Below are 24,440 nucleotides of genomic sequence, written 5' to 3'. Positions count from 1 at the left end.
CGGCAAGGCTGATACGGCCTTGTCGATGGCAAAAGTCTCGCCTTGAAAACCAAGCAAGCGCTCGGTAAGTTCATTCGATCTTACCGGGGAGTCTTGCCATGTCTGCCTACCAGGAATACTTCGACGAATCCCATCAGTTGGTCCGCGATTCGGTGCGGCGTTTCGTCGAGCGGGAAATCCTGCCTTACATCGCCGAATGGGAGGAAGCCGAGGAGTTTCCCCGAGAGCTTTATCTCAAGGCTGGCGCCGCCGGCATCCTGGGGATCGGTTATCCGGAGCAGTTTGGCGGTAGCCATGAGGGCGACCTGTTCGCCAAGGTCGCTGCGAGCGAAGAGCTCATGCGCAGTGGTTCCGGTGGCCTGGTGGCTGGGCTAGGGTCCCTGGATATCGGGCTGCCGCCGGTTATCAAGTGGGGGCGCAATGAGCTGCGCGAACGTGTCGTGCCGCAGGTGTTGTCCGGCGAGAAAATCATGGCGCTGGCGGTCACCGAGCCGTCTGGCGGTTCGGATGTGGCGAACCTCAAGACCCGAGCTGTGCGTGATGGCGACTTCTATCGCGTGAGCGGTAGCAAGACCTTCATCACCAGCGGTGTGCGCGCGGACTATTACACCGTGGCGGTGCGCACCGGCGGCGAGGGCTTCGGTGGGGTGAGCCTGCTGCTGGTGGAGAAAGGCACGCCGGGTTTCTCCGTGGGGCGCAAGCTGAAGAAGATGGGCTGGTGGGCCTCGGACACCGCCGAGCTGTTCTTCGATGACTGCAGGGTGCCGGTGGAGAACCTGATCGGCATGGAGAACATGGGCTTCGCTTGCATCATGGCCAACTTCCAGAGCGAGCGCCTGGCGCTGGCCATCATGGCCAACATGACGGCGCAGCTGGCCCTGGAAGAGTCTCTGAACTGGGCTCGCGAGCGGGAAGCCTTCGGCAAGCCCATCGGCCGTTTCCAGGTGCTTCGTCACCGGCTGGCGGAAATGGCCACCCAACTGGAGGTATCTCGCGAATTCACCTATCGCCAGGCGGCGAAGATGGCGGCCGGCAAGAGCGTGATCAAGGAAATCTCCATGGCGAAGAACTTCGCCACTGACATCGCCGACCGGCTGACCTACGACGCTGTGCAGATGCTCGGCGGCATGGGCTACATGCGTGAGAGCCTGGTGGAGCGGCTGTACCGGGACAACCGCATCCTCTCCATTGGTGGCGGCACGCGGGAGATCATGAACGAGATCATCGCCAAGCAGATGAACCTCTGACCTGATCCGGAACTTCCAAACGGGAGTTCCGGTTTTCTTTGATTGATATATATTGCGGTCGACATTCAATTGAGCCGTGTGAATCAGGAGAAGCCCGATGAGCGATCTGTCCCGTGAAGAAAAGCTGCAAGTCTGGCTGGCGGAGGAGGCTGAGATTCGTGCCCGCCTGAAGCCCGGCACCATGAGCATCGCGGACGTGGCCATGCTCAGCCCCCTGGAGTTCTTCGATGGCATCGGCAGGGGCGATCTGCCAGCGCCGCCCATTGGCGAGTTGATGGGCTTCGTCCCTATCGAATGGTCGAAGGAGCGCTTCGTATTCCAGGGCGTGCCGCAGATGCAGCACTACAACCCGATCGGGTCAGTGCATGGGGGATACGCAGCCACGCTGCTGGATTCGTGCATGGGCTGCGCCATCCACGCCAATCTGGAGAAAGGGCAGGGCTATACGACCACCGACCTGCGCATCAGCTACATCCGCGCCCTGACCACCAGGACCGGACCGGTGCGCGCAGAAGGGCGGATCATTCACGTGGGCCGTTCCACCGCTCTCGCCGAAGGGCGGATCTACGATGTGGACGGCAAGCTTTATGCGACAGGCTCGACCACCTGCCTGATTCTGAGTGGGAAGTAGCTGCCAATTTGTAGGGTTTGGGGCAGGTCTGCGACCTGCTTGGCGAATGAATTCGCCCCTACAGTGGGTGGTTATCTCGGGACAAAAAAAGGGGGCACGCTTGTGGCGTGCCCCCATTGCCGTCAGTGAATGACAGCCAACCGTCGAAGAGAAGTGGACGAATTCGCCCGGTAAGGCGGTTCGCCTGGAGGTCGGGCCTCCGGTGTTGCGACCGACGCCCGCCTTGTGGGTGGGCGCCGGGTGAAGCCATGCCGCGCCCGGAAGCGCGGCGAAGTATCAGCCGATGGTCATCAGGCTGGCGTTGCCGCCGGCGGCGGCGGTGTTGACGCTGATGGCGCGCTCGATCAGCAGGCGCTCCAGCGGGATCGCGGTCTCGCCCTTGGACAGGCCCTGTACGCCGATGATCGGCCCCTTGCGGGACGCGACCTGCTGGCACACAGCGCCCAGCTGGTCGGAGTCACCGTGGTGCAGGACGGCATCGAAGGCGACGTCGGACTGGTTCCAGTCCGCCACCAGCTGGATGCGCGCCTGGACAGCCTTCGGCAGGGCGCCGCGCAGCTTGCCGGTCAGCTCGCTGGTAGCCCAGAGCGCGCTGCTGCCTACGGCCAGGGTGGCGGCCAGTTGGGTCAGCAGGTCGGCTTCATCGTCAGCCAGGCAGAGCACGGTCTCGCGCGGCAGCAGCACATAGGTGTTGCGCTCGCCGGTCGGGCCGGGGAGCACGCGACTCAGGCCACTCTGGGACTGCACGGCAAAACTGTCGCAAAGGCTGGCCAGGCTGTCCTTGCCATTCTTGGTCGCCCAGGCCTTGAGGGCTTCCAGCGGCTTGCCCTGGCGTTCCTGCAGGGCGGTGCGCTGCTGGGTGTCGGCAACCATCGAACCGTCCAGGCGCTGGAAGGTGCGGGCAACGCCGTCCACCGGGCGGGTGGCCAGCAGGCGGTACATATACAGAGGGCCGCCAGCCTTCGGGCCGGTGCCGGACAGGCCTTCGCCACCGAAGGGCTGCACGCCGACCACGGCGCCAACCATGTTGCGGTTGACGTACAGGTTGCCGGCATGGGCCTTGTCCACCACCTTGGCGATGGTTTCGTCGATGCGGGTGTGCACGCCCAGCGTCAGGCCGTAGCCAGTAGCGTTGATCTGGTCGAGCAGCGCGTCCATGTCCTCGCGCTTGTAGCGCAGCAGGTGCAGGACCGGGCCGAAGATCTCGCGTTCCAGGTCGGCCAGGCTGTCCAGCTCGATCAGGGTCGGCATCACGAAGGTGCCACGCTGCATCACATCACCCTCGGTACGGGCGATCTGGAACACGCTGCGGCCTTTGCTGCGCATGGCCTGGATGTGCTTGTCGATGTTGGCCTTGGCTTCGGCGTCGATCACCGGGCCGATGTCCACGTTCAGGTGCTCGGGGTTGCCAATGCGGCATTCGCCCATGGCGCCCTTGAGCATTTCCACCACGCGGTCGGCCACGTCTTCCTGTACGCACAGGACGCGCAGGGCGGAGCAGCGTTGGCCGGCGCTGTCGAAGGCGGAGGCGATCACGTCGGTCACCACCTGCTCGGCGAGGGCGGAGGAGTCGACGATCATCGCGTTCTGGCCACCGGTTTCGGCGATCAGCGGGATCGGACGGCCTTGTGCGTCCAGGCGACCTGCGACATTGCGGGCAAGGATGCCGGCCACTTCGGTGGAGCCGGTGAACATCACGCCCTTCACGCGCTCATCGCTCACCAGGGCGGCACCCACGGTGTGGCCGAGGCCCGGCAGCAGCTGCACGACGCCTTCCGGAACGCCGGCCTGGAGCAGGATGCGAACGGCCTGGGCGGCGATCAGCGGAGTCTGCTCGGCGGGCTTGGCCAGCACGGTGTTGCCAGCGGCCAGGGCTGCGGCCACCTGGCCGGCGAAGATCGCCAGGGGGAAGTTCCACGGGCTGATGCACACCACCGGGCCCAGCGGGCGGTGGGTGTCGTTGGCGAAGTCGTGACGGGCCTGAGCGGCGTAGTAGCGCAGGAAGTCCACGGCCTCGCGCACTTCGGCGATGGCGTTGTTGAAGGTCTTGCCGGCTTCGCGGACAAGGATGCCCATCAGCGGCTGCATCTCGGCTTCCATCAGGTCGGCGGCGCGATCCAGGGCGGCGGCACGCTCCACCGGCGGGGTGGATTGCCAGATCGGCGCGGCGGTGATGGAGGCCAGTACGGCGTTACCGACGTCAGCGGTGGTCGCGTTCTGTACGTGGCCGACCACGTCGCGGTGGTCCGCCGGGTTCAGCACGGGCTCAGCCGCGCCTTCGCTGGCCGGGCAGCCGAGCATCGGCTGGGCGCGCCAGTCGGCATGGCCGGAGCTCAGCAGGGCGCTGGACAGGGAGGCCAGGCGGTGTTCGTTGGCCATGTCGATGCCGCTGGAGTTGACGCGGGCATCGCCATACAGGGCCTTGGGCTGGGGGATGCGCGGATGCGGCAGGCCCAGGGAGCCTTCGACGCTGGCCATGGCTTCGGCGCTGGCGACCGGGTCTTCCACCAGTTCCTTGATGGAGATGCTGTGGTCGGCGATGCGGTTGACGAAGCTGGTGTTGGCGCCGTTTTCCAGCAGGCGGCGAACCAGGTAGGCCAGCAGGGTTTCATGGGTGCCGACCGGTGCGTAGATACGGCACGGACGGTTCAGCTTGCCGTCGGCCACCTTGCCTACGACCTGCTCGTACAGCGGTTCACCCATGCCGTGCAGGCACTGGAACTCGTACTGGCCCGGGTAGTAGTTCTGGCCGGCGATCTGGTAGATGGCCGACAGGGTGTGGGCGTTGTGGGTGGCGAACTGCGGGTAGATCGCGTCCGGTACGCCCAGCAGCTTGCGGGCGCAAGCGATGTAGGAAATGTCGGTGTAGACCTTGCGGCTGTAGACCGGGAAGCCTTCCAGGCCGTCGACCTGGGCGCGCTTGATCTCGCTGTCCCAGTAGGCGCCTTTCACCAAGCGGATCATCAGGCGGTGGTTGCTGCGGCGGGCGAGGTCGATCACGTAGTCGATCACGTACGGGCAGCGCTTCTGGTAGGCCTGGATGACGAAGCCAACACCGTTCCAGCCCTTCAGGGATGGCTCGAAGCAGAGGCGTTCGAGCATGTCGAGGGAGATTTCCAGGCGATCGGCTTCTTCGGCGTCGATGTTCAGGCCGATGTCGTACTGCTTGGCCAGCAGGGTCAGGGACAGCAGGCGCGGGTACAGCTCGCCCATCATGCGCTCGTACTGGGCGCGGCTGTAGCGCGGGTGCAGGGCGGAGAGCTTGATGGAGATGCCCGGGCCTTCATAGATGCCACGGCCGTGGGAGGCCTTGCCGATGGCGTGGATCGCCTGCTCGTACGAGGCGTAGTAGCGCTGGGCGTCTTCCTCGGTCAGCGCGGCTTCGCCGAGCATGTCGTAGGAGTAGCGGAAGCCCTTGGCTTCGAAGCTGGTGGCGTTGGCCAGGGCTTCGGCGATGGTTTCGCCGGTGACGAACTGCTCGCCCATCAGGCGCATCGCCATGTCCACGCCCTTGCGGATCACCGGTTCGCCGCTCTTGCCGATGATGCGGTTCAGCGAGCTGGAGAGGCCAGCTTCGTTATGGGTGGACACCAGCTTGCCGGTGATCAGCAGGCCCCAGGAAGCGGCGTTGACGAACATCGATGGGCTCTGACCCAGGTGCTGCTGCCAGTTGCCGGTGCTGATCTTGTCGCGGATCAGGGCGTCACGGGTGCCTTTGTCGGGGATGCGCAGCAGGGCTTCGGCCAGGCACATCAGCGCCACGCCTTCCTGGGAGGACAGGGAGAACTCCTGCAGCAGGCCCTGGACGATACCGGCACGACCGCCGGCGCTCTTCTGGTTGCGCAGCTTCTCGGCGATGCCGTAGGCCAGCTTGTAGGCGGCGTCGGCCATCTCGGCGGGCAGGCGGGCCTGCTCCAGCAGCATGGGTACGGCCTCCTGCTCGGGGCGGCGGTAAGCGGCGGTGATGGCCGCGCGCAGCACGGACTGCGGCAGGATGCTCTCGGCGAATTCGAGGAACGGCTGGTGAGCGGCTTCAGGCAGGGCTTCGAGGGCGTCGTGGTCACCTTCGGCCAGGCGCTGGGCGATGCCCTGGAGTTCGGGCAGGGTCATGCCGCTTTCCAGTGCTTCGAGGTAGCTGAAGATCGCTTGCTTGATCAGCCAATGCGGGGTGCGCTCGATCTTGCGCGCAGCTTCCTTGAGACGATCGCGGGTCGCTTCGTCCAGTTTCACGCCAAGGGTGGTGCTCGTAGCCATTTCTTGTCCTCTTATCAGCCGTGTCCGCACGGCAATAGCGGCGCAAAGAGTAGCGATGTCCTACAAGGGGTGCAACCGGGTGCAACCAAAGGTCGTCGGTCTGGCGGCAATCTCCGGATGAAAGGTCGCCCGGATGCCATGGAAAGGTTGCACCTTGCTCGTGCAGGCACCCCGATTCATGGACGCCAGGCAAGATATGGCCGATTGGAAGGGGGAGGGTGCAACCCAGGTGCAGCCGGCTTCGGACCCACCTGGAAAGCATAGGCGGCCCCCGCTAGCTGCCGGGGGCGGCGACGAATGGTACGGGGGTCAGGCCTTGGCGGCCTTGGCAGCGGCGACCTGGGCGAGCAGGGTCTGGCGGGCGCTGTCGAGGATGCGGTCAGACAGTTCTTCGCTGGCTACGCTGCGGGCCAGGGTCAGGGCGCCCACCAGGGTGGAAAGCATGGTCAGGGCCTGATCGGAACTGCCGACCTCCTTCTCTACCAATACCAGCAGGTTGTTCAGCACGCCGTCCGTGATGGGGCTGGCGTTGCCGCGCTGGCCCAGTTCGGCCGCCATGGTGGGCAGCGGGCAACCCTGCTCGGGATGGGCGCGGTGCTGCGCAGAGAGGTAGCGCTCGAAGAAGGTCTCCAGTGGCTGCTCCTTGGCGAAAGCCTTGACCCACTGGGCGTTGGCGTCGTTCGCCGCAGCCTGTAGAGCCTCTTCCACCAGGGCATCCTTGGATTTGAAGTGTGCATAGAAGCCGCCGTGGGTCAGGCCCAGGGCCTTCATCAGCGGTTGCAGGCCGGTGGCATCGATGCCGTCGGCACGGAATCGGCGGGACGCTTCGGCGACGATGCGTTTGTGGGTTTCGGCTTTGTGGTCTTCGGGGTAGCGCATATCGGTCGCCTCGTTCGCAAGATTGATATGGCGATTGTAATTCACATCCCTTGTTACGTGAGCGGGAATCGACCACGGCGCCGACGGGGCCGTGGCCGTCCGGTCAGGCGCGTTCCAGCAGGGTGGCCACGCCCTGGCCACCGCCGATGCACTGGGTGGCGATGGCGTAACGGCCGCCGGTGCGTTTGAGCAGGCTGGCGGCCTTGCCGGTGATGCGCGCGCCTGTGGCTCCCAGTGGGTGACCGATGGCCATGCCGCCGCCATCCAGGTTCACCTTCGCCGGATCGAGATCCAGCTCGCGGATGCAGGCCAGGGCCTGGCTGGCGAAGGCTTCGTTGATCTCGAACAGGTCGATGTCATTGACCTGCAGGCCGGCGCGTTGCAGCAGCTTGCGGGTGGCGTAGAGCGGCCCCATGCCCATGATTTCCGGCGGGCAGCCGACCACAGCCACGGACTTGATCCGGGCCAGGATGTCCAGCTCCCAGCGCTTGGCGAAGTCTTCGGTGCAAACGAATACCGCGGCGGCGCCATCGGTCAGAGGGGAGGCGGTGCCCGCAGTGACACTGCCGCCGAAGGCTGGCTTGAGCTGTGCCAGGGCTTGCGCATTGGTGTCGGGGCGGATGCAGCCATCCTCGCTCACCTGGCCGTCCGGGGTGTCCACGGCGATGATTTCGTTCCGCAGCAGGCCCTGCGCCCGCGCCTCGGTGGCCTTGCGGTGGGATTCCACAGCCATGGCTTCCTGGTCGGCGCGGGAAATGTCATAGCGCCCGGCGACTACTTCGGCGGTGTGTCCCATGGCCATGTAGGCCTGCGGATAGTCGTTCACCAGCTTCGGATTGGGGGAAATATTGAAGCCGCCCATGGGCACGCGGGTCATGGATTCCACACCGCCGCAGATGAAGGCTTCGCCCGCGCCCAGCTGGATCTGACCGGCCGCGAAGTGGATGGCGCTCATGGACGAACCGCAGAAGCGGTTTACCGTGGCACCGGCCACGGTTTCCGGAAGGCCGGCGAGGAATCCGGTGATGCGCGCCAGGTTCATGCCTTGCTCGGCTTCCGGGTAGGCGCAACCGAGGATCAGGTCCTCGATCTGCCGGGGATCGATATCCAGGCGATCCACCAGTCCCTTCACCACCTGGGCGGCGAGGTCATCCGGGCGGAGATTGATCAGGCCGCCTTTCTTGGCGAAGTGAAAGGGCGAGCGGGCGTAACCGGCGATAACGATGGATTGCATGGAGGGCTCCTTGGTGCAGGGGGTTGGCCTCGATGCTTTGAATGATATTCGTAATTCAATTGCTCGTACATGATGGTCGTCATACAAAATCGCTATAAGCCTTTTGGGTCAGCTTGCAGTCCGGAATTGTTCGGCTTTTGCAGGAGTGAATATGCGCAGGAGCTACACGTGCAGATATAGCCCCCGCGAAGGCCGGGGCTCTTTTCAGGCCAATGACAGGGCCAGGTCGGCCAACACGCGGGTGAGGATTGCTCGGAAACCGATCAGGGCGTTTTGCATTGTTCTTCTCCTGGTGGTTTGTATCGCTTCGATGCTGTCTCGCGGGGTGCTGCCACAGCAGCCTAGTCGAGTCGAGCGGGTTCTGCTGCGGGGCGAAGTGATTCACTAGATCGCTCAATCGTCCCCAGAGCTCCAGGGCCAGGCCCCTTGAGTCGCCCTGGTTAAGCCGATATCTTGAGTCGCCTAATCATTAGTCTGCTACCAAGCCCTTTCCTCGCAGACGACCCGGATCCCTGATGAGCTCCCAAAGCCCCCTGTCGCAACGCGTGGACCAGCCGCTGAAAGGCATCGTTCTGGTTTGCCTGGCTACTTTCCTGTTCTCCAGCCACGACGCGATTTCCAAGTACCTCTCGGCCTTCTATCCCATCGTGATGGTGGTTTGGGTACGTTACCTGGTGCACACCTTGCTGATGGCGGGCTTCCTGCTGCCGCGTGAGGGCACGCGGGTGTTGCGCACCAAGCGGCCGTTGCTGCAGGTGGCGCGGGCGCTTTGCCTGATCGGAGTGAGCCTGCTGTTCACCACGGGCCTGCGGCATATCCCGCTGGCCGAGGCGACCTCGGTGATCTTCCTGGCACCGCTGCTGGTCACCACGCTTTCGGTGCCGTTGCTGAAGGAGCGGGTGTCCCGGGGGCAGTGGGGAGCGGTGCTGGTGGGCTTTGCCGGGGTGCTGCTGGTTGTAAGGCCGGGGAGCGCGCTGTTCACCCCGGCCATTCTCTATCCCTTGGCGGCTGCGGTCTGCTTCGCCTTCTACCAGTTGCTGACCCGCATCCTGGCCCGGACCGACAGCTCAGCCACCAGCAACTTCATCACCGGCCTGACCAACACGCTGATCATGAGCGCCATGGTGCCGTTCTTCTGGCACCTGCCGGATACCCTCGGCCACAGCCTGCTGATGCTGGCGCTGGGCACCTGCGGCATGGGCGGGCACATGCTGTTGACCCAGGCATTCCGCCACGCCTCGCCGCCACTGCTGGCGCCCTTCGGCTACGGGCAGATCGTTTTCGCCGGTCTGCTCGGGCTGCTGCTGTTCAACCATGCGCCGGACCAGATCGGCCTGCTCGGCATCGCTATCATCGTCGGCAGCGGCCTGTTCATGGCATACGCACAAAAGCGCTAGGCGCTCTCCACCTGGCGCGAGTCCACGTAGTCCTTCAGCCACCTGAGCACCTGCACCGGCTCCCAGCGGGCCGGGTCGAACAGAGCATAGGCCTGGCCCTGATAGCCCACCACATCCAGCTGGCGGTGATAGCCGGCGCGCTGGAACAGGGCCTCGATCTCGGCCAGGCAGGTATTGAAATGCAGGCGGCCGAAGGGGGTCTTGCCATCGGTCACCAGGCCTTCCAGGCGTAGTTCTTCCACCGCTTCGCGGACCTCTTCCGGAGCCATGCGGCTGACGGTGTACTTCAACTGGCGCACATCCAGCATCTGGGCGTCCTCGGGTGGATTCAGTGCAGCTGCCGATTGGCGAGCAGGGGCTGCACCTGGCCGCGGGGCGGGAAGGGCAACGGCAGCTGATAGGGCAGGGGGATGTTCGACGGAACAGGTTGTTCGGGTATCGGCAAGTGGATCGGGGCTGATACAGGCATAGGACTTTTCCTGGATTACTGTATATTTATACAGATATCAGTTGCCGCGGTCTGATGGCAACCAAACCAAAGGAAAAATCTGTTGTCAGTCATTTCCCCCTGACGCAGTACCCTGGGAACAAGAAGCCTGATGATTCGCTCTATCCTGCTGTTTTGCCTGCTGTTTTCCGCCGCTACCGAAGCCGCTGCACCACGCACGTTCAATGAAGCTAAGAAGGTCGCCTGGAAGCTCTATGCCACGCACCCAGTGGAGTTCTATTGCGGCTGCCGCTACCAGGGCAACCGGGTGGACCTGAAGAGCTGTGGTTATGTGCCGAGGAAGGCGCCGCAACGGGCCAAGCGCATCGAGTGGGAGCACATCGTGCCGGCCTGGGTGATCGGCCATCAGCGCCAGTGCTGGCAGAAAGGAGGGCGCAAGAACTGCGCGGAGAACGACGCCACTTATCAGCGCGCCGAAGCGGATCTGCACAACCTGGTGCCGAGCATCGGCGAGGTGAATGGCGATCGCAGCAACTACAGCTTTGCCTGGCTTCCGCAGAAGCCCAGTCAGTACGGCGCCTGCCCCATGGTGGTGGACTTCAAGGCGCGCAAGGCGATGCCCCGCCAGCAGATTCGCGGAATGATCGCGCGCACCTATTTCTACATGAGCGATCGCTACGATCTGAAAATCTCCAGTCAGGACCGCAAGCTCTACAACGCCTGGAACCGCCAGTACCCGGTGGAAGCCTGGGAGCGCAATCGCAACCAGCGTGTTGCCTGCGTGATGGGCTACGGCAATCCGTTCGTGGGCAAGGTGGATATGGGTGTTTGCCAGCGATAGTGCCAACAGCTTTCGCGCATGCACTTGCTCCCACAGGGCAGACCTTTGGCCTGCTTGGCGAATGAATTCGCCCCTACAGGGAATCGATGGCCCACCAGGAAGGCAGAAGCCGCTGCACTTCCGGCCGCGCGAAGCGGTCGTCGATCAGGTGCACGACGCCCCGATCCTCGGTGGTGCGGATGACCCGGCCGGCGGCCTGCACCACTTTCTGCATTCCGGGATAGAGGTAGGTGTAGTCGTAACCGGCGCCGTACAGCGCGCCCATGCGCACCTTCAGTTGCTCGTTCACTGCATTCAGCTGCGGCAGGCCGAGGGTGGCGACGAAGGCACCGATAAGGCGCTCCCCGGGCAGGTCGATGCCTTCGCCAAAGGCGCCGCCGAGCACGGCGAAACCGATTCCCCGGCCACCGGCCTCGAAGCGCTGGATGAAGGCTTGGCGCTCGGCTTCGTCCATCTGTCGTCCCTGTAACCAGATGGGCACTTGCGGATGTTCGCGGGCGAAGCGCTCCGCTGCCTGCTGTAAGTAGTCGTAACTGCTGAAGAAGGCCAGGTAGTTGCCGGGGCGTTCCGCGAACTGCCGGGCCATCAGTTCGGCGATGGGGCCGAGCGAGGCGCCGCGGTGCTGATAGCGCGTGGATACGTTGGCCGCGACCCGTACCTGGAGCTGATCGGCGTGAAAGGGCGAGTCCACTTCCAGCCAGGGCGTGTTGTTCGCCAGGCCCAGCAGGTCGCTGTAGTAACGGCTCGGGCTGAGGGTGGCGGAGAACAGCACGGTGGAGCGGCTGGCGGCGAAGCGCGGGGCGAGGAAGGGGGCCGGCACCAGGTTGCGCAGGCACAGGCGCGACAGGCTGCTGCCCGTCTTGCCGGTTCGTTTGCTTATGTCGAACAGCGAATGCCTGTCGAACTGCTCGGCCATGCGACCGAACTGCATGGCCTCTAAGTAGAAGTCCTGCAGTGCTGCATCCACGGCGGTGGGGTGGTCGGTGAGGTGGTCGGTGATGGCCACGACCGCGCCCTGCAATGCGTTCAATAGCTTTGGCGGCGGTTCGTCGTAGGCGCGGTAGTCCTCGACCTGCTCTTTGTTCAGCTCGCTCCAGGCGCGACTGACCCGCTCCAGAGGCTTCTTCAGCCCGATCGGCGCAGCCTTGCGCAGGGCCTTGAGGTTGAGTTGGTCGAGTTCGGCCGAGTACATGCGACGGGCCCGTTCCACCAGGTTGTGGGCTTCGTCTACCAGCACCGCCACGCGCCACTGGTTGGCGCTGGTCAGGCCGTGGAGCAGGGCGCTGGCGTCGAAGTAGTAGTTGTAGTCGCCCACCGCCACGTCGCTCCAGCGTGCCATTTCCTGGGCCAGGTAATACGGGCAGACCTGATGGGCGAGGGCCACGTCGCGAATGGCTTCGCGGTCCAGCCAGCGGCGTTCTGCTGCCTCCTTGCGAGCGTCTGGCAGGCGTTCGTAGAAGCCCCTGGCCAGCGGGCAGGACTCACCGTGACAGGCGTTTTCCGGGTGCTCGCAGGCCTTGTCGCGGGCGACCAGTTCCAGCACCCGCAGCGGCTCAGCCCTGGTTTGCGCCAGAGCATCCAGGGCCAATTGCCGACCGGGCGTTTTCGCGGCGAGGAAGAAGACCTTGTCCAACCCTTGGCGCGGCACGGCCTTGAGCAGGGGGAACAGCGTGCCCAGGGTCTTGCCGATGCCGGTGGGTGCCTGGGTCATCAGGCAGCAGCCGGTGCTGACGGCCTTGTACACCGCTTCGGCGAGCTGGCGCTGGCCGTGGCGGAACTGCGCGTGGGGGAAGCCGAGGGCTTCCAGGGCGGTATTGCGTGCTCCGGCGTGGGCGAGTTCCTGCTCGGCCCAGGCGATGAAGCGCTGGCACTGCTCTTCGAAGAACCGGCGCAAGCCTTCTGCGCGATGACGTTCGGTGAGCAGAGTTTCCTCCTGGCTGCCGATGTCGAAATACACCAGCGCCAATTCGATCTCCGTCAGCTCTTTCTGCTGACAGAGCAGCCAGCCATAGATTTTTACCTGGGCCCAGTGGAGCTGCCGGTGGTTGTCCGGCATGCGCTGGAAGTCGCCACGGTAGGTTTTCACCTCTTCCAGGCGGTTCAGTGCCGGGTCATAGCCGTCGGCACGGCCGCGCACCCGCAGCGCCCCGTACTCGCCGCTCAGTGCGACTTCGGTCTGGTAGCCCTCGCCACGACGAGCGGCTACCAGGGCATGGCCGGCGATGCCTTCCTGTGCGGTGGGGGCTGGGGTGAAGCGCAGGTCGAGGTCGCCGCCCTTGGCGGTGAACTCGCAGAGCGCGCGCACGGCGACGCTGTAGCCCATGGTCAGGCGTCCGCCCACTGCACGTAGCAGACTTCCACGGGAATCCCGTGCTGGGCGCAGAACTCCAGCCAGCGCAGCTGGTTGTCCTGCAGGCGGTCGCCGGGGCCCTTCACTTCGATCAGTCGATAGCGCCGCTCTTTCGGCCAGAACTGGATCAGGTCCGGCAGGCCGGCGCGATTGGACTTGATGTCCGTGAGGATGCGCTGGAAGCAGGCTTTCAACTGTGCCGCCGGCAGGCAGGTCAGGGCCTGCTCAAGCAGGGTTTCGTCCAGGTTGCCCCAGTAGACGAAGGGCGACAGCAGCCCCTGTTTGGCGACGTATGTCCGTCGGATGCTGGCCTGGTAGGCGTCGCCATCCAGTTGCGCCAGGCAGGCGTCGAACAGCTCGGCGCGGCGTGCATGGAAGTCGGGGCTGAGCAGGTCCGCCGGGCCATTGTGGAACGGATGGAAGAAGGCACCGGGTAGCGCGGCGAAGATGGCGTCCCAGCAGAGCAGGCCGAACAGCGAATTGAGCAGGGTGTTCTCCACGTAGTGCACAGGCGCGTCGTCTTCGTGGAAATGCAGCAGCACAGCGTGCTCCACCGAGAGCGGCTCCGGCGGCTGCGGCAGTATCAGGTCGATGCGCTGAACCGGGGTCTTGCCGGCAGGCGACTCCTTGGGCAGGCCCAGCTTGCGTCGCAGGCGCGGCAGGATACGGCGGAGGTGCTGCTCCTCCTCTTCACTTTCGGGCTCTGCGCAGGCGCATTGCGCCAGGTCGAAGGCCTCTGCGTGGGCGTCCAGTCGCTCCAGTGCGCGGATGCGTCGTACCCGCGCGCCGGGGTAGTCGCACAGACCGTACAGACCCAGGGCGGCCTCCAGCAATTCACTGCGTTCGCAGTGCTGGCCGACCTGGAACAGCAACTTGCGCCGACGCGCATCCAGCCAGGGATTCGCGTGGGTTTCCAGGGGCAGTTCGGGGAGCAATTGGTCCAGCGCTTCGCCGGTTTCGAAGCGTTCCCGCCAGCGGTGCAGTTGCAGGTAGTAGTCCAGGTCGGCGCGCTCGCGGAAGCCCCGTGCCGAGGCGTCGATCTCCACCTTTTCATACTGGTAGATACCGAGGTCGGCGAGGACGAATTCGGACCAATCCTGGTAAAGGTTGCCGAAGAACATCAGGCGCAGGCGGTCGCAGACATCCATCTGGTCGAGGGCGTACACGCAGTCGCTGCTGGCCGGGTACCAGGCGGCGAAGGTACGGGGTTCGCCGTGTTCGCTCATCAGGGCTTCCAGGCGCTCCGCCTTGCGTCCCGGTGCCTTGCCGAAGCAGGCGTCTACTTCGCCCAGGGTGAGCAGGCCGAAGAGCTGTGGCAGTTCGAGTTCCGGTGCGTCATCCACCCAACCCAGCGCTACCAGCGGTTCTGCCGCAGCTCGGGTTTCGCCGATTTCGGCGTAGTTCAGCTTGCTGGCGCGAAACAGCGTGCCCTTGCGCATCACCATGCGTACCAGCAGCGCCTGGGACGCGCGGGGCAGGGTGCGGAAATCCTCGATGAATGCCTGCTCCTCGGCATCCAGCAGGTCGCTGTAGCGTTGGCAAATCCAGTCCAGCAGGGTGTGGAAATTGTTCAGGTAGTAGAAGGGATCTTCGAGGGCGGCGGGCATGGGAGGAGGGTGGTTTGGGCTTTTACTGTGGATTTATACAGATATCAGGCGCGGTCGGGCAGCGGCAAATGGATTTCGATCAATGGGTCATGCAGCCGCGATCTGCACCTGGTCACGCAGCCAGTCCAGCGCCGGGTCGCCAAGGGTGCGTTGGTGCCAGACCAGGTCGAAGGTGATCCCCGGAAGCTCGAACGGTGGCGGCACCACGGCCAGATGGGCCGTGTCGATCCGGCGCAGGACGCGGCTGGCGACGGTGAGGATGAGGTCGGTGCCGGCGATCAGTTGCGGGGCTACGCTCCAGTGGGGCAGGCGTACGGCAATGCGGCGCCGCTCGCGAATGCGGGTCAGTGCGCGCTCGATCTCGGCGGCGCCACCGCCGCTCATCTCCACCAGCACATGGGGGCGCGCCAGGTAGCTGGCGAGGTTGAGCCCCTCTGCGGGCAGGCTATTGCGGTCCACCAGGCAGGCGAAGCCTTCCTCGAACAGGCTGGCGCTGCGCAGGTTATCGGGCAGTTCCGGGAAAACTCCGGCGGCCAGGTCGATCTCGCCGTTCTGCAGTTGTTCCAGCATGGTCGCGCGGCTGCCCTGGCTGATTTCCAGGTCGATACCGGGCGCCTGCTCGCGCAGGGCGCGTGTCAGGGCCGGCAGCAGGCTGGCCGCGCCGTAGTCGGACATGGCCAGGCGGAAGCTGCGCTGGGCGGTGCCGGGATCGAAGCCCTGGGGAGCCAGCAGCGCCTGGACCCTGCCCAGGACGTCCGCCAGTGGACGCTGCAGTTCCAGGGCGCGCGGAGTGGGCGTCAGGCCGCCGCCGATGCGCACCAGCAAGGGGTCGTTCAGTAGGTCGCGCAAGCGTCCCAGGGCGTGGCTGACAGCCGGTTGGCTGAGGTGGAGGCGCTCGGCGGCACGGGTTACGTGCTGTTCTGCCAACAGGGCGTCGAGAATGACCAGCAGGTTCAGGTCGATGCGGCGAAGTTCATTCATTTGCTGCATGTTCTGTAGATGAAAACAGAATTTAAATCTGTTCGATGGATTGAATAGAGTCCAGGGAAAGTTTCCTGGAGTACCTGTCATGCCATCGATCCAATCACTTCTTCTGCTGTTGCTGGCCCTGGGCGCCGGCGCTGTGGTGCCGCTTCAAGCCAGCGCCAATGCGCTGTTGGGACGGGGCCTGGGGCATCCGCTCTGGGCGACGCTGGTGTCCTTGCTGGTGAGCATCGCCGTGTTGCTGCCGCTGCTGCTGGCACTGCGCGTGCCGATGCCGACCTTCGCCTTTGCGGCAAAGGCGCCGATCTGGGTGTGGAGCGGCGGCATTTATGGTGTCTGCTTCATTTCCCTGGCGTTGATCCTCGCGCCCAGGCTGGGGGTGAGCGGTTTCGTCGCCGCAGCGGTGGCAGGGCAAATGCTGGCGTCCCTGGCCCTGGATCACTTCGGCCTGATGGGGCTGATGGAGCGGCCTCTGAATCCGGGCAAAGCGCTGGGCGCGCTGTTGCTGGTGGCGGGCGTGGTCGTGTTGCAGGCCTTCAGCACCGAGGCGGCACCGGTGGTGCAGCGCGCCGGGGCCTAATTGAGAGGACCAGGCGAGCCAGCTGGTTCCAGGCGCACGCAGGGCCATCAAATATGTCGTGCCTGACGCTAAAAAACCTATATCCGAAGCCTTGTGCCGCGCGGGGCCTGACGTTTTCCGCGCGTGCAGCTTTTTCCTAGCCAGCGACTACAAAAATCATAATTTCGCGAATCCCTGCCTCTGAACAGAATGCGGCCAACCCCAACAAATAGCCGCATCAGCAGAACAACAAAGATCAGAGTCAGAGGAGGCAAGCCATGACCGACCTGAACCAAGCCGCCTTTCAAAAGCACACGGGCGTGACGGTTGAACAAATGGAAATAGATACGCTTGTTGTCGGTGCCGGTCAGGCCGGCGTGGCCATAAGCGAACACTTGAGCAAGCTCGGAGTGCCCCACCTGGTTCTCGAGCGCAATCGCATTGCCGAAGCCTGGCGCACCGGGCGCTGGGATTCGCTGGTCGCCAATGGCCCGGCGTGGCACGACCGTTTCCCCGGTCTGGAATTCGAAGGCCTCGACCCTGACGCCTTCGCCCCGAAGGAGCAGGTTGCGGCGTATTTCGAGGCTTATGCCAAGAAGTTCGATGCCCCCATTCGCACCGGGGTGGAAGTGAAGAGTGTGGTGCGTAATGCCGATCGCCCGGGATTCACCATCGAAACGTCCGAGGGCGTGATCCAGGCTCGTCGTGTCGTATCTGCGACCGGTCCCTTCCAGCGTCCGGTCATTCCACCGATAGCGCCCAAGGATGATCGGCTCCTGCAGATCCACTCCGCCCAGTACCGCAACCCTGAGCAGATGCCTGAGGGCGCCATTCTGGTGGTCGGCGCGGGTTCGTCGGGGGTGCAGATCGCGGATGAACTGATGCGCGCCGGCCGGAAGGTGTATCTGTCGGTCGGGCCGCATGATCGTCCCCCGCGCGCCTATCGCAACCGTGATTTCTGCTGGTGGTTGGGCGTTCTTGGCGAGTGGGATGCCGAGGCTGCCAGGCCGGGCAAGGAGCACGTCACCATCGCGGTGAGCGGTGCCCGTGGTGGCAAGACTGTCGACTTCCGCGAGCTGGCCCAGCAAGGCATGACGCTGGTCGGCCTGACGAAATCCTTTAATGACGGTGTGGTGACCTTCCAGACCGATCTTGCGGACAACCTCGCTCGCGGCGATGAGAACTACCTGTCGCTGCTCGATGCCGCGGATGCCTACATCGCTCGCAATGGTCTCGACCTTCCGGAGGAACCCGAAGCTCGCAGGACCTTCCCGGAGCCGGAATGCGTGTCCAATCCGATTCTCGAACTCGACCTGGCCGAGGCTGGCGTCACCTCGATCATCTGGGCCACCGGCTACTCCGTCGACTTCAGCTGGCTGCAGGTCAACGCCTTCGACGCGAATGGCAAGCCGAAGCATCAACGTGGCGTATCCAGCGAGCCCGGCGTGTATTTCCTCGGGCTGCCCTGGCTGTCGCGTCGTGGCTCCACCTTCATCTGGGGCGTTTGGCACGACGCCAAGCACATCGCCGACCACATCGCCACACAGCGCAAGTACCTCGACTATCGCGACGCTGCGCAACGCCAGGCTGAGGACTGATCGAAAGATCAGTCCCGCACGCGCGCCCCGATTCGCACGTTCAACACACTATTCAAAGGAAGCCAGTAGATGCCTACCCATACCCGCATCCGCATGTTCAATACCAAAGACACCTACCCGAACCAGACGCTGAACAACGACCTGTGCCAGGCCGTGCGCGCCGGCAATACCGTCTACGTTCGCGGCCAGGTCGGCACCGATTTCGAGGGGCGCCTGGTGGGCCTTGGCGATCCGCAGGCCCAGACCGAGCAGGCGATGAAAAACGTCAAGCAGCTGCTGGAAGAGGCGGGCAGTGACCTGTCCCACATCGTCAAGACCACCACCTACCTGATCGACCCGCGCTATCGCGAACCCGTTTACCAGGAAGTCGGCAAGTGGCTGAAGGGCGTGTTCCCCATCTCCACCGGGCTGGTGGTGTCGGCCCTGGGTCAGCCCCAGTGGCTGATGGAAATCGACGTCATCGCGGTGATCCCGGACGACTGGCAGCCGGCGCAGGTATAAGGAGCAGGATCATGACGTTCTCCATCATCGGTCGCTGCCCTGAAACCGGGCAGCTCGGCATCGCCATCAGTTCTTCCAGCATCGCCGTTGGCGCCCGTTGCCCTTGGGTACGGGCCGGGGTCGGAGCGGTCGCGACCCAGAACGTCACCCTCCCGGCCCTGGGGCCGCAGATCCTCGACCTGCTCGACTCGCAGCAACTGGAACCAGCGGCTGCTCTGGATCGGGCGCTCAGCACTAACGGCTGGAGCCAGTTCCGGCAGGTGACCGTGATCGACGCTCAGGGCCGAACTGCGCTGTTCAGCGGCAGCGAGGCGCTGGGGGTGCACAACGCAGTGGCCGGCGAGCAGTGCGTCGCTGCCGGGAACCTGCTGTCCGGCACTCAGGTGATCGAGGCCATGGTGCAAGCCTTTGAAGCGACGCCGGGTGTGCTGGCCGATCGCCTGCTGGCGGCCATGCACGCAGCGATGGCGGCCGGTGGTGAAGCCGGTCCCGTGCATTCGGCGGCGTTGAAGGTGGTGGGGGATCTCACCTGGCCGATCATCGACCTTCGCGTGGACTGGGCGGACGAAAATCCCATCGGCCAGCTGGATGCCCTCTGGCAGGCATATCGGCCGCAGATGCAGGACTACCTGACCCGGGCGTTGAATCCTACAGCCGCGCCCAGCTATGGGGTGCCGGGCGATGAGTGATTTGTCCAGTCGCGATCTGCTCGAGCGGCTGGTCGGCTTTGCCACGGTCAGTCGTGACTCCAACCTTGAGCTGATTGCGTTCATCCGGGACTACCTGACCGGGTTGGGGGTGGAGTGCGAACTCTTTCATAACCCGGGACGCACCAAGGCCAACCTGTTCGCCACCATCGGTCCTCGCGACCGGGGTGGCGTCGTGCTTTCCGGTCATACGGACGTGGTGCCGGTGGATGGGCAGGCCTGGACGGTGGAGCCCTTCCAACTGACGGAGAGAGAAGGGCGGCTTTACGGGCGCGGTACGGCGGATATGAAGGGCTTTATTGCATCAGTCCTGGCTGCGGTGCCGGTGTTCCTGGAGAGGCCGCTGAAACTGCCGGTTCATCTGGCCTTTTCCTATGACGAGGAGGTGGGTTGCCTCGGCGTGCGCTCGATGCTGGCGGAACTGGAACGGCGTCCCCACAAGCCACGACTGTGCCTGATCGGTGAGCCTACGGAACTGAAGCCTGTGCTGGGCCACAAGGGCAAGCTGGCGATGCGCTGCCAGGTCCAGGGTGCCGCCTGTCATTCCGCCTATGCGCCCTATGGCGTCAATGCCATCGAGTACGCGGCGCGGCTGATCGGCAAGCTGGGGGATATCGGTGCGGCGCTGGCGCGGCCTGAGCGTCATGACGAGCGTTTCGACCCTCCGTTCTCGACAGTCCAGACCGGGACCATCAAGGGTGGGCGTGCCCTGAACATCGTGCCAGCTGAGTGCGAGTTCGATTTCGAGGTGCGTGCACTGCCGGACTTCGATGCCCAGCAGGTGGTGGATGAACTGCAAGCCTACGCGGAGGCCGAATTGGCGCCGCGAATGCGCGCGGTGCAGCCGGAAACGGGTATCAGCCTGAAGCCGCTGAGTGCCTATCCAGGGCTGGCCACTTCGCCGGACAGCGAGGCTGCGCGGCTGCTGGCGCTGCTCAGTGGATCGACGGAGTTCGGCACGGTGGCCTTCGGTACCGAAGGGGGATTGTTCGAACAGGCGGGCATTCCCACTGTCGTATGTGGTCCGGGAAGCATGGATCAGGGGCACAAGCCAGACGAATTCATCAGCTGCGATCAACTGGCCGGATGCGATGCGATGCTGCGCCGTCTGGCGCTTCATCTGCAGGAAGAAGGCGGTTTGGCGTAGACTGCCGACCCTCTGGAATGGGGCAGGATGCGCGATTGACGGGCGTCTACCCCATTGCTACCATTCCAGCCCTTATGTTGGCTCGATTCCTCCGTCCGGAGGTTGAAAATGCCAATGTCAACACCGAGATTCGCGTCGCTTTTCGCATTCGTGGGAGGTGGCGCAACCGAGGTGGCGCAGGATACCAGCTTCGATCCTCGTCGCTTCTATTGATGACTTGACCGCATTGGCTGGAGTGCGGAATAGGGCCTTTCCTGGCCTTTGACTACAGGTATGAACATGAGCGAAAGCTTTGCAGAACTTTTTGAAGAAAGCCTGAAATCCCTCGACATGCAGCCGGGTGCAATCATCACCGGCATCGTGGTTGACATCGATGGTGACTGGGTCACCGTCCATGCTGGCCTGAAATCCGAGGGCGTCATCCCGGTCGAGCAGTTCTATAACGAACAAGGCGAACTGACCATCAAGGTGGGTGACGAGGTCCACGTTGCGCTTGACGCAGTGGAAGATGGCTTCGGTGAAACCAAGCTGTCCCGCGAGAAAGCCAAGCGTGCCGAGTCCTGGCTGGTTCTGGAAGCCGCCTTCAACGCCGAAGAAGTGGTCAAGGGCGTTATCAATGGCAAGGTCAAGGGCGGTTTCACCGTCGACGTCAGCGGCATCCGCGCGTTCCTGCCGGGCTCCCTGGTCGACGTGCGTCCCGTACGCGACACCACCCACCTGGAAGGCAAGGAACTCGAGTTCAAGGTCATCAAGCTGGACCAGAAGCGCAACAACGTTGTCGTTTCCCGTCGCAGCGTCCTGGAAGCCGAGAACAGCGCCGAGCGCGAAGCTCTGCTGGAATCCCTGCAGGAAGGCCAGCAAGTCAAAGGTATCGTCAAGAACCTCACCGACTACGGTGCGTTCGTTGACCTGGGCGGCGTAGACGGCCTGCTGCACATCACCGACATGGCTTGGAAGCGCATCAAGCACCCGTCCGAGATCGTCAACGTTGGTGACGAGATCGACGTGAAGGTCCTGAAGTTCGACCGCGAGCGCAACCGCGTTTCCCTGGGCCTGAAGCAACTGGGCGAAGACCCATGGGTTGCCATCAAGGCTCGTTACCCGGAAGGCACTCGCGTGACTGCCCGTGTAACCAACCTCACCGACTACGGCTGCTTCGCCGAGCTGGAAGAGGGCGTGGAAGGCTTGGTACACGTTTCCGAAATGGACTGGACCAACAAGAACATCCACCCGTCGAAAGTCGTTCAGGTTGGCGACGAAGTGGAAGTTCAGGTTCTGGACATCGACGAAGAGCGTCGTCGTATCTCCCTGGGCATCAAGCAGTGCAAGTCCAACCCGTGGGAAGACTTCTCCAGCCGCTTCAACAAGGGCGACAAGATCTCCGGCACCATCAAGTCGATCACCGATTTCGGTATCTTCATCGGCCTGGAAGGTGGTATCGACGGTCTGGTTCACCTGTCCGACATCTCCTGGAACGAAGTTGGCGAAGAAGCCGTACGCCGCTTCAAGAAGGGCGACGAGCTGGAAACCGTCATCCTCTCCGTTGATCCGGAGCGTGAGCGCATCTCCCTGGGCATCAAGCAACTGGAAGACGATCCGTTCTCCAGCTACGCCTCCATGCACGAGAAGGGCAGCATCGTTCGCGGCACCGTGAAAGAAGTTGACGCCAAGGGCGCTGTAATCAGCCTCGGCGGCGAGATCGAAGGTGTTCTGAAGGCTTCCGAAATCAGCCGTGACCGCGTTGAAGACGCTCGCAACGTGCTGAAGGAAGGCGAAGAAGTCGAAGCCAAGATCATCAGCATCGACCGTAAGAGCCGCGTAATCAGCCTCTCCATCAAGTCCAAGGACGTTGATGACGAGAAGGACGCCATGAAGGAACTGCGTAAGCAGGAAGTCGAGTCCACCGGCCCGACCACCATTGGTGACCTGATCCGTGCTCAGATGGAGAACCAGGGCTAATCCCCCTGCTCCATTAGCAGAAAGGGCGGCCTAGGCCGCCCTTTTTGTTTTCTGCGATTTCCCTTCCCACCCTTGGGCTGTTCAAAGCCTCTCAGGCGTGCTAAAACCTCAGTGAGCTGATCTAGCCGCTTGAATTAGAAGGGAAAACCATGACCAAGTCGGAGTTGATCGAACGAATCGTCACCCACCAGGGCCAGCTATCGTCCAAGGACGTTGAGCTTGCCATCAAGACTATGCTCGAACAGATGTCTCAGGCGCTGGCGACTGGGGACCGGATCGAGATTCGTGGGTTTGGTAGTTTTTCCCTTCATTTCCGTGCGCCGCGCGTCGGTAGGAATCCCAAGACAGGGGAGTCCGTGCGGTTGGATGGCAAGTTCGTACCGCATTTCAAGCCAGGCAAGGAGTTGCGAGATCGGGTCAATGAATGATTCCGACTCGGATGGAGAGCGACAGATGCGCCTAGATGACGCTTGCTAGCCGTCTGCGAGGCAGTCTCGCGTTTTTCCGGGAATAGTCTGCTTCTTCCTGTTGGTTGATAAGTTGGATGTAAATCAATTCACCCTGGATGGTGGGGTGGATGGTTTTTTATTTCCATTTAAAAATATTTTTCTGTGTCGCGTGGTTGTTGTGGGTTGAGTGGTGGTCGTTCGGCGGTGTCACTTGGCGCCCAGCTATTCTTGTTATTTTTCTGTTGGGTTCAAACTGGTTCCGGCTATCGGTTTTTTGCTGGCAGTTTGTATTCTATTTCTCAGGGTTGCTGAAAGTTTCGATGGTTTATCGTCGTCGAGAATTCGGTTTCATCGTTGAATTTTCTGCTTCGCTGAAAGCTCAAGTTGTTCTAGCTATTTCTATTGAGTTTCTCAAATGCGTTCAATTGGCTATTTTGGTGCGAGATCTTTGATCTGAGGGTCTTCCTGCGTAGAAGGTTTTGCTGCTGAGATTAATTGCGGCGCGATTCGATTTGTCTATTCATGCTGCAATACAGTATTCGTACGATTAGGTCATTTTCTGATTGTTGGAAGATTATTAATCTCCCAAATTCAACCGATCCAGGCTCATTGCCTGCGGGGGGGATAATCCTCTTATCTGGCTGGACTTTGCTCTGACAGAAACTCCATGGTGGCGTCGTCATGAGGAGCTCCTCGTTGGCGATAACATTAGTCCGGCCGAGCATTGGATGATCCTGCGGATCAATGAAAGGCACTTACCCTGGGATATCTTCAGGCGGGTGTTTTCGGAGTTGTTCGCGGCGGTGGGAAGCAATGACTACGTCCGTGTGCGCCAACTCCTACGCGAAACCGTCAACGGTTACACCCCCCGAAGAGGAAATTGTTGACTGGATTCATCAGCAACGTCGAATTGAGCCCTTTAACTCCAGGTATTAGTTTGTGTTGGGCGGTTTATGGAGTACCGCCCTTCCTCTTACTGATGACAAGGAGTGTTCATGATGTTTCGCGTTCGACTTGCCCCGTTGCTTCTGGTTCTCTGTTCGCTTTGTTTCGGTTACGCCCAAGTTGCGGTGGCAGCGAAGAGCGAGCCGACTGCGGTAGTCGCAAGTGCTTCCACCGACTCCGGCAAACTGAACATCAACACGGCAGATGAGGCCGCGTTGCAGGATCAGATGATTGGCATTGGCGCAGCAAAGGCCCGGGCGATCGTGCAGTATCGAGAGGAGAATGGAGCATTCTCCTCGGTGGACGACCTGCTCGAAGTCAAGGGCATCGGTGTCAAGACGCTGGAGAAGAGTCGCGACAAACTAACAGCGGAGTGACTAACGAGTGGTATCAGGAAAGCCGGCCTATCAAGGTCGGCTTTTTTGTGGCTGTGTAGTTGGCGCGATGGGGTGTTACGACGCTTGAGAGGGGGCTTGGGCACAAAGAAAAAGCCCCCGGCATGTGCCGAGGGCTTTCAATTTGGCTCCGCGACCTGGACTCGACGGCGAACGCCGAACGCGCTTCAGCGCGGCCCCGAAGGGGTGAGGGACGCAGGACCGAATAACCTGGGACGAAGTCCCTGGTGAGAGTCCGGCGCCCAAAAGAAAAAGCCCCCGGCATGTGCCGAGGGCTTTCAATTTGGCTCCGCGACCTGGACTCGACG

At 62.8% G+C, this 24,440-nt stretch carries 21 protein-coding genes and 1 pseudogene; 14 read left to right on the top strand and 8 right to left on the bottom strand.

Annotated features, from left to right (window positions below; all coding sequences use genetic code 11):
• Positions 1-98 precede the first annotated feature (98 nt).
• Complete coding sequence (locus tag E8E91_RS23800; protein WP_280379325.1) at positions 99-1,247, top strand: acyl-CoA dehydrogenase family protein; 1,149 nt, start codon at positions 99-101, stop codon at positions 1,245-1,247.
• Between the two features lie 97 nt (positions 1,248-1,344).
• Positions 1,345-1,878, top strand: a complete 534-nt coding sequence (locus tag E8E91_RS23795; protein WP_280379323.1) for a PaaI family thioesterase — start codon at positions 1,345-1,347, stop codon at positions 1,876-1,878.
• Between the two features lie 276 nt (positions 1,879-2,154).
• On the opposite strand, the gene putA is transcribed toward E8E91_RS23795, so the two are convergent.
• The 3 genes from putA to E8E91_RS23780 all read right to left on the bottom strand — a co-directional run bounded on the left by putA (position 2,155) and on the right by E8E91_RS23780 (position 8,245).
• The gene (putA, locus tag E8E91_RS23790; protein WP_280379320.1) at positions 2,155-6,132 is read right to left on the bottom strand and encodes a trifunctional transcriptional regulator/proline dehydrogenase/L-glutamate gamma-semialdehyde dehydrogenase; all 3,978 of its coding nucleotides are present in this window, start codon (positions 6,130-6,132) and stop codon (positions 2,155-2,157) included.
• Between the two features lie 309 nt (positions 6,133-6,441).
• Positions 6,442-7,011 carry a TetR/AcrR family transcriptional regulator gene (locus tag E8E91_RS23785; protein WP_280379319.1) on the bottom strand — a complete coding sequence of 190 codons (570 nt, stop codon included), beginning with the start codon at positions 7,009-7,011 and terminating at the stop codon, positions 6,442-6,444.
• 103 nt (positions 7,012-7,114) lie between these two features.
• Positions 7,115-8,245, bottom strand: a complete 1,131-nt coding sequence (locus E8E91_RS23780; protein ID WP_280379317.1) for a thiolase family protein — start codon at positions 8,243-8,245, stop codon at positions 7,115-7,117.
• Positions 8,246-8,760: 515 nt separating this feature from the next.
• Between E8E91_RS23780 and E8E91_RS23775 the strand changes: the two genes are divergently transcribed.
• Positions 8,761-9,642 carry a DMT family transporter gene (locus tag E8E91_RS23775; protein ID WP_280379314.1) on the top strand — a complete coding sequence of 294 codons (882 nt, stop codon included), beginning with the start codon at positions 8,761-8,763 and terminating at the stop codon, positions 9,640-9,642.
• Here E8E91_RS23775 and E8E91_RS23770 read toward each other — a convergent pair.
• A complete protein-coding gene (locus E8E91_RS23770; protein WP_151135230.1) occupies positions 9,639-9,950 on the bottom strand; it encodes a transcriptional regulator in 312 nt (103 codons plus the stop codon). The two genes, E8E91_RS23775 and E8E91_RS23770, sit on opposite strands and share 4 nt — an antisense overlap.
• 20 nt (positions 9,951-9,970) lie before the next feature.
• Entirely contained in the window at positions 9,971-10,111 is a 141-nt protein-coding gene (locus E8E91_RS23765) for a hypothetical protein (protein WP_280364043.1), read from the bottom strand.
• 127 nt (positions 10,112-10,238) lie between these two features.
• On the opposite strand from E8E91_RS23765, the gene E8E91_RS23760 reads away from it, so the two are divergent.
• A complete protein-coding gene (locus tag E8E91_RS23760) occupies positions 10,239-10,931 on the top strand; it encodes an endonuclease I family protein (RefSeq protein WP_280379434.1) in 693 nt (230 codons plus the stop codon).
• 73 nt (positions 10,932-11,004) lie between these two features.
• Here E8E91_RS23760 and E8E91_RS23755 read toward each other — a convergent pair whose 3' ends face one another.
• From E8E91_RS23755 to E8E91_RS23745, 3 genes are all read right to left on the bottom strand, one after another.
• Positions 11,005-13,254, bottom strand: coding sequence for an ATP-dependent DNA helicase (locus E8E91_RS23755; RefSeq protein ID WP_280379311.1), 2,250 nt, complete (start codon positions 13,252-13,254; stop codon positions 11,005-11,007).
• Positions 13,255-13,256: 2 nt separating this feature from the next.
• Positions 13,257-14,888: a VRR-NUC domain-containing protein gene (locus tag E8E91_RS23750; RefSeq protein WP_280379310.1), complete on the bottom strand. Its 1,632-nt coding sequence runs from the start codon at positions 14,886-14,888 to the stop codon at positions 13,257-13,259.
• 87 nt (positions 14,889-14,975) lie between these two features.
• Complete coding sequence (locus E8E91_RS23745) at positions 14,976-15,878, bottom strand: LysR family transcriptional regulator (RefSeq protein ID WP_280379308.1); 903 nt, start codon at positions 15,876-15,878, stop codon at positions 14,976-14,978.
• A gap of 79 nt (positions 15,879-15,957) precedes the next feature.
• Between E8E91_RS23745 and E8E91_RS23740 the strand changes: the two genes are divergently transcribed.
• The 10 genes and pseudogenes from E8E91_RS23740 to E8E91_RS23695 all read left to right on the top strand — a co-directional run bounded on the left by E8E91_RS23740 (position 15,958) and on the right by E8E91_RS23695 (position 24,114).
• Positions 15,958-16,452 (top strand): DMT family transporter, encoded by a 495-nt coding sequence (locus tag E8E91_RS23740; protein WP_280379305.1) that lies wholly within the window; start codon positions 15,958-15,960, stop codon positions 16,450-16,452.
• 257 nt (positions 16,453-16,709) lie between these two features.
• The gene (locus tag E8E91_RS23735; RefSeq protein WP_280379302.1) at positions 16,710-18,029 is read left to right on the top strand and encodes an NAD(P)/FAD-dependent oxidoreductase; all 1,320 of its coding nucleotides are present in this window, start codon (positions 16,710-16,712) and stop codon (positions 18,027-18,029) included.
• Between the two features lie 69 nt (positions 18,030-18,098).
• The gene (locus E8E91_RS23730) at positions 18,099-18,530 is read left to right on the top strand and encodes a RidA family protein (protein ID WP_280364031.1); all 432 of its coding nucleotides are present in this window, start codon (positions 18,099-18,101) and stop codon (positions 18,528-18,530) included.
• An 11-nt stretch (positions 18,531-18,541) separates the two neighbouring features.
• On the top strand, positions 18,542-19,219 hold the full coding sequence (locus tag E8E91_RS23725) for a DUF1028 domain-containing protein (protein ID WP_280379299.1): 678 nt from the start codon (positions 18,542-18,544) through the stop codon (positions 19,217-19,219).
• Complete coding sequence (gene argE, locus E8E91_RS23720) at positions 19,212-20,384, top strand: acetylornithine deacetylase (RefSeq protein ID WP_280379297.1); 1,173 nt, start codon at positions 19,212-19,214, stop codon at positions 20,382-20,384. Before E8E91_RS23725 ends, argE begins: the two co-directional genes overlap by 8 nt.
• Positions 20,385-20,663: 279 nt before the next feature.
• Positions 20,664-22,343: a 30S ribosomal protein S1 gene (gene rpsA / locus E8E91_RS23715; RefSeq protein ID WP_077525291.1), complete on the top strand. Its 1,680-nt coding sequence runs from the start codon at positions 20,664-20,666 to the stop codon at positions 22,341-22,343.
• A 149-nt stretch (positions 22,344-22,492) separates the two neighbouring features.
• Positions 22,493-22,771: an integration host factor subunit beta gene (gene ihfB / locus E8E91_RS23710; protein WP_077525274.1), complete on the top strand. Its 279-nt coding sequence runs from the start codon at positions 22,493-22,495 to the stop codon at positions 22,769-22,771.
• Positions 22,772-22,920: 149 nt separating this feature from the next.
• On the top strand, positions 22,921-23,244 hold the full coding sequence (locus E8E91_RS23705; RefSeq protein WP_280379295.1) for a hypothetical protein: 324 nt from the start codon (positions 22,921-22,923) through the stop codon (positions 23,242-23,244).
• 222 nt (positions 23,245-23,466) lie between these two features.
• Positions 23,467-23,728: pseudogene (locus E8E91_RS23700) on the top strand (polysaccharide biosynthesis protein); the annotation flags it as partial.
• 62 nt (positions 23,729-23,790) lie between these two features.
• A complete protein-coding gene (locus E8E91_RS23695) occupies positions 23,791-24,114 on the top strand; it encodes a ComEA family DNA-binding protein (RefSeq protein ID WP_280379431.1) in 324 nt (107 codons plus the stop codon).
• Positions 24,115-24,440: the final 326 nt, after the last annotated feature.

The organism is Pseudomonas sp. BN515 (genome assembly GCF_029873155.1).
Classification (GTDB): Bacteria; Pseudomonadota; Gammaproteobacteria; order Pseudomonadales; family Pseudomonadaceae; genus Metapseudomonas.
This window is presented reverse-complemented; position numbering and strand designations above follow the sequence as displayed.

Bases quoted from the DNA above. Each gene is read 5' to 3' on its own strand.
- E8E91_RS23800 (WP_280379325.1), top strand. From the start codon at position 99: ATGTCTGCCTACCAGGAATACTTCGACGAATCCCATCAGTTGGTCCGC.
- E8E91_RS23795 (WP_280379323.1), top strand. From the start codon at position 1,345: ATGAGCGATCTGTCCCGTGAAGAAAAGCTGCAAGTCTGGCTGGCGGAG.
- putA (WP_280379320.1), bottom strand. From the start codon at position 6,132: ATGGCTACGAGCACCACCCTTGGCGTGAAACTGGACGAAGCGACCCGC.
- E8E91_RS23785 (WP_280379319.1), bottom strand. From the start codon at position 7,011: ATGCGCTACCCCGAAGACCACAAAGCCGAAACCCACAAACGCATCGTC.
- E8E91_RS23780 (WP_280379317.1), bottom strand. From the start codon at position 8,245: ATGCAATCCATCGTTATCGCCGGTTACGCCCGCTCGCCCTTTCACTTC.
- E8E91_RS23775 (WP_280379314.1), top strand. From the start codon at position 8,761: ATGAGCTCCCAAAGCCCCCTGTCGCAACGCGTGGACCAGCCGCTGAAA.
- E8E91_RS23770 (WP_151135230.1), bottom strand. From the start codon at position 9,950: ATGCTGGATGTGCGCCAGTTGAAGTACACCGTCAGCCGCATGGCTCCG.
- E8E91_RS23765 (WP_280364043.1), bottom strand. From the start codon at position 10,111: ATGCCTGTATCAGCCCCGATCCACTTGCCGATACCCGAACAACCTGTT.
- E8E91_RS23755 (WP_280379311.1), bottom strand. From the start codon at position 13,254: ATGGGCTACAGCGTCGCCGTGCGCGCGCTCTGCGAGTTCACCGCCAAG.
- E8E91_RS23750 (WP_280379310.1), bottom strand. From the start codon at position 14,888: ATGCCCGCCGCCCTCGAAGATCCCTTCTACTACCTGAACAATTTCCAC.
- E8E91_RS23745 (WP_280379308.1), bottom strand. From the start codon at position 15,878: ATGCAGCAAATGAATGAACTTCGCCGCATCGACCTGAACCTGCTGGTC.
- E8E91_RS23740 (WP_280379305.1), top strand. From the start codon at position 15,958: ATGCCATCGATCCAATCACTTCTTCTGCTGTTGCTGGCCCTGGGCGCC.
- E8E91_RS23735 (WP_280379302.1), top strand. From the start codon at position 16,710: ATGACCGACCTGAACCAAGCCGCCTTTCAAAAGCACACGGGCGTGACG.
- E8E91_RS23730 (WP_280364031.1), top strand. From the start codon at position 18,099: ATGCCTACCCATACCCGCATCCGCATGTTCAATACCAAAGACACCTAC.
- E8E91_RS23725 (WP_280379299.1), top strand. From the start codon at position 18,542: ATGACGTTCTCCATCATCGGTCGCTGCCCTGAAACCGGGCAGCTCGGC.
- argE (WP_280379297.1), top strand. From the start codon at position 19,212: ATGAGTGATTTGTCCAGTCGCGATCTGCTCGAGCGGCTGGTCGGCTTT.
- rpsA (WP_077525291.1), top strand. From the start codon at position 20,664: ATGAGCGAAAGCTTTGCAGAACTTTTTGAAGAAAGCCTGAAATCCCTC.
- ihfB (WP_077525274.1), top strand. From the start codon at position 22,493: ATGACCAAGTCGGAGTTGATCGAACGAATCGTCACCCACCAGGGCCAG.
- E8E91_RS23705 (WP_280379295.1), top strand. From the start codon at position 22,921: ATGGTTTTTTATTTCCATTTAAAAATATTTTTCTGTGTCGCGTGGTTG.
- E8E91_RS23695 (WP_280379431.1), top strand. From the start codon at position 23,791: ATGTTTCGCGTTCGACTTGCCCCGTTGCTTCTGGTTCTCTGTTCGCTT.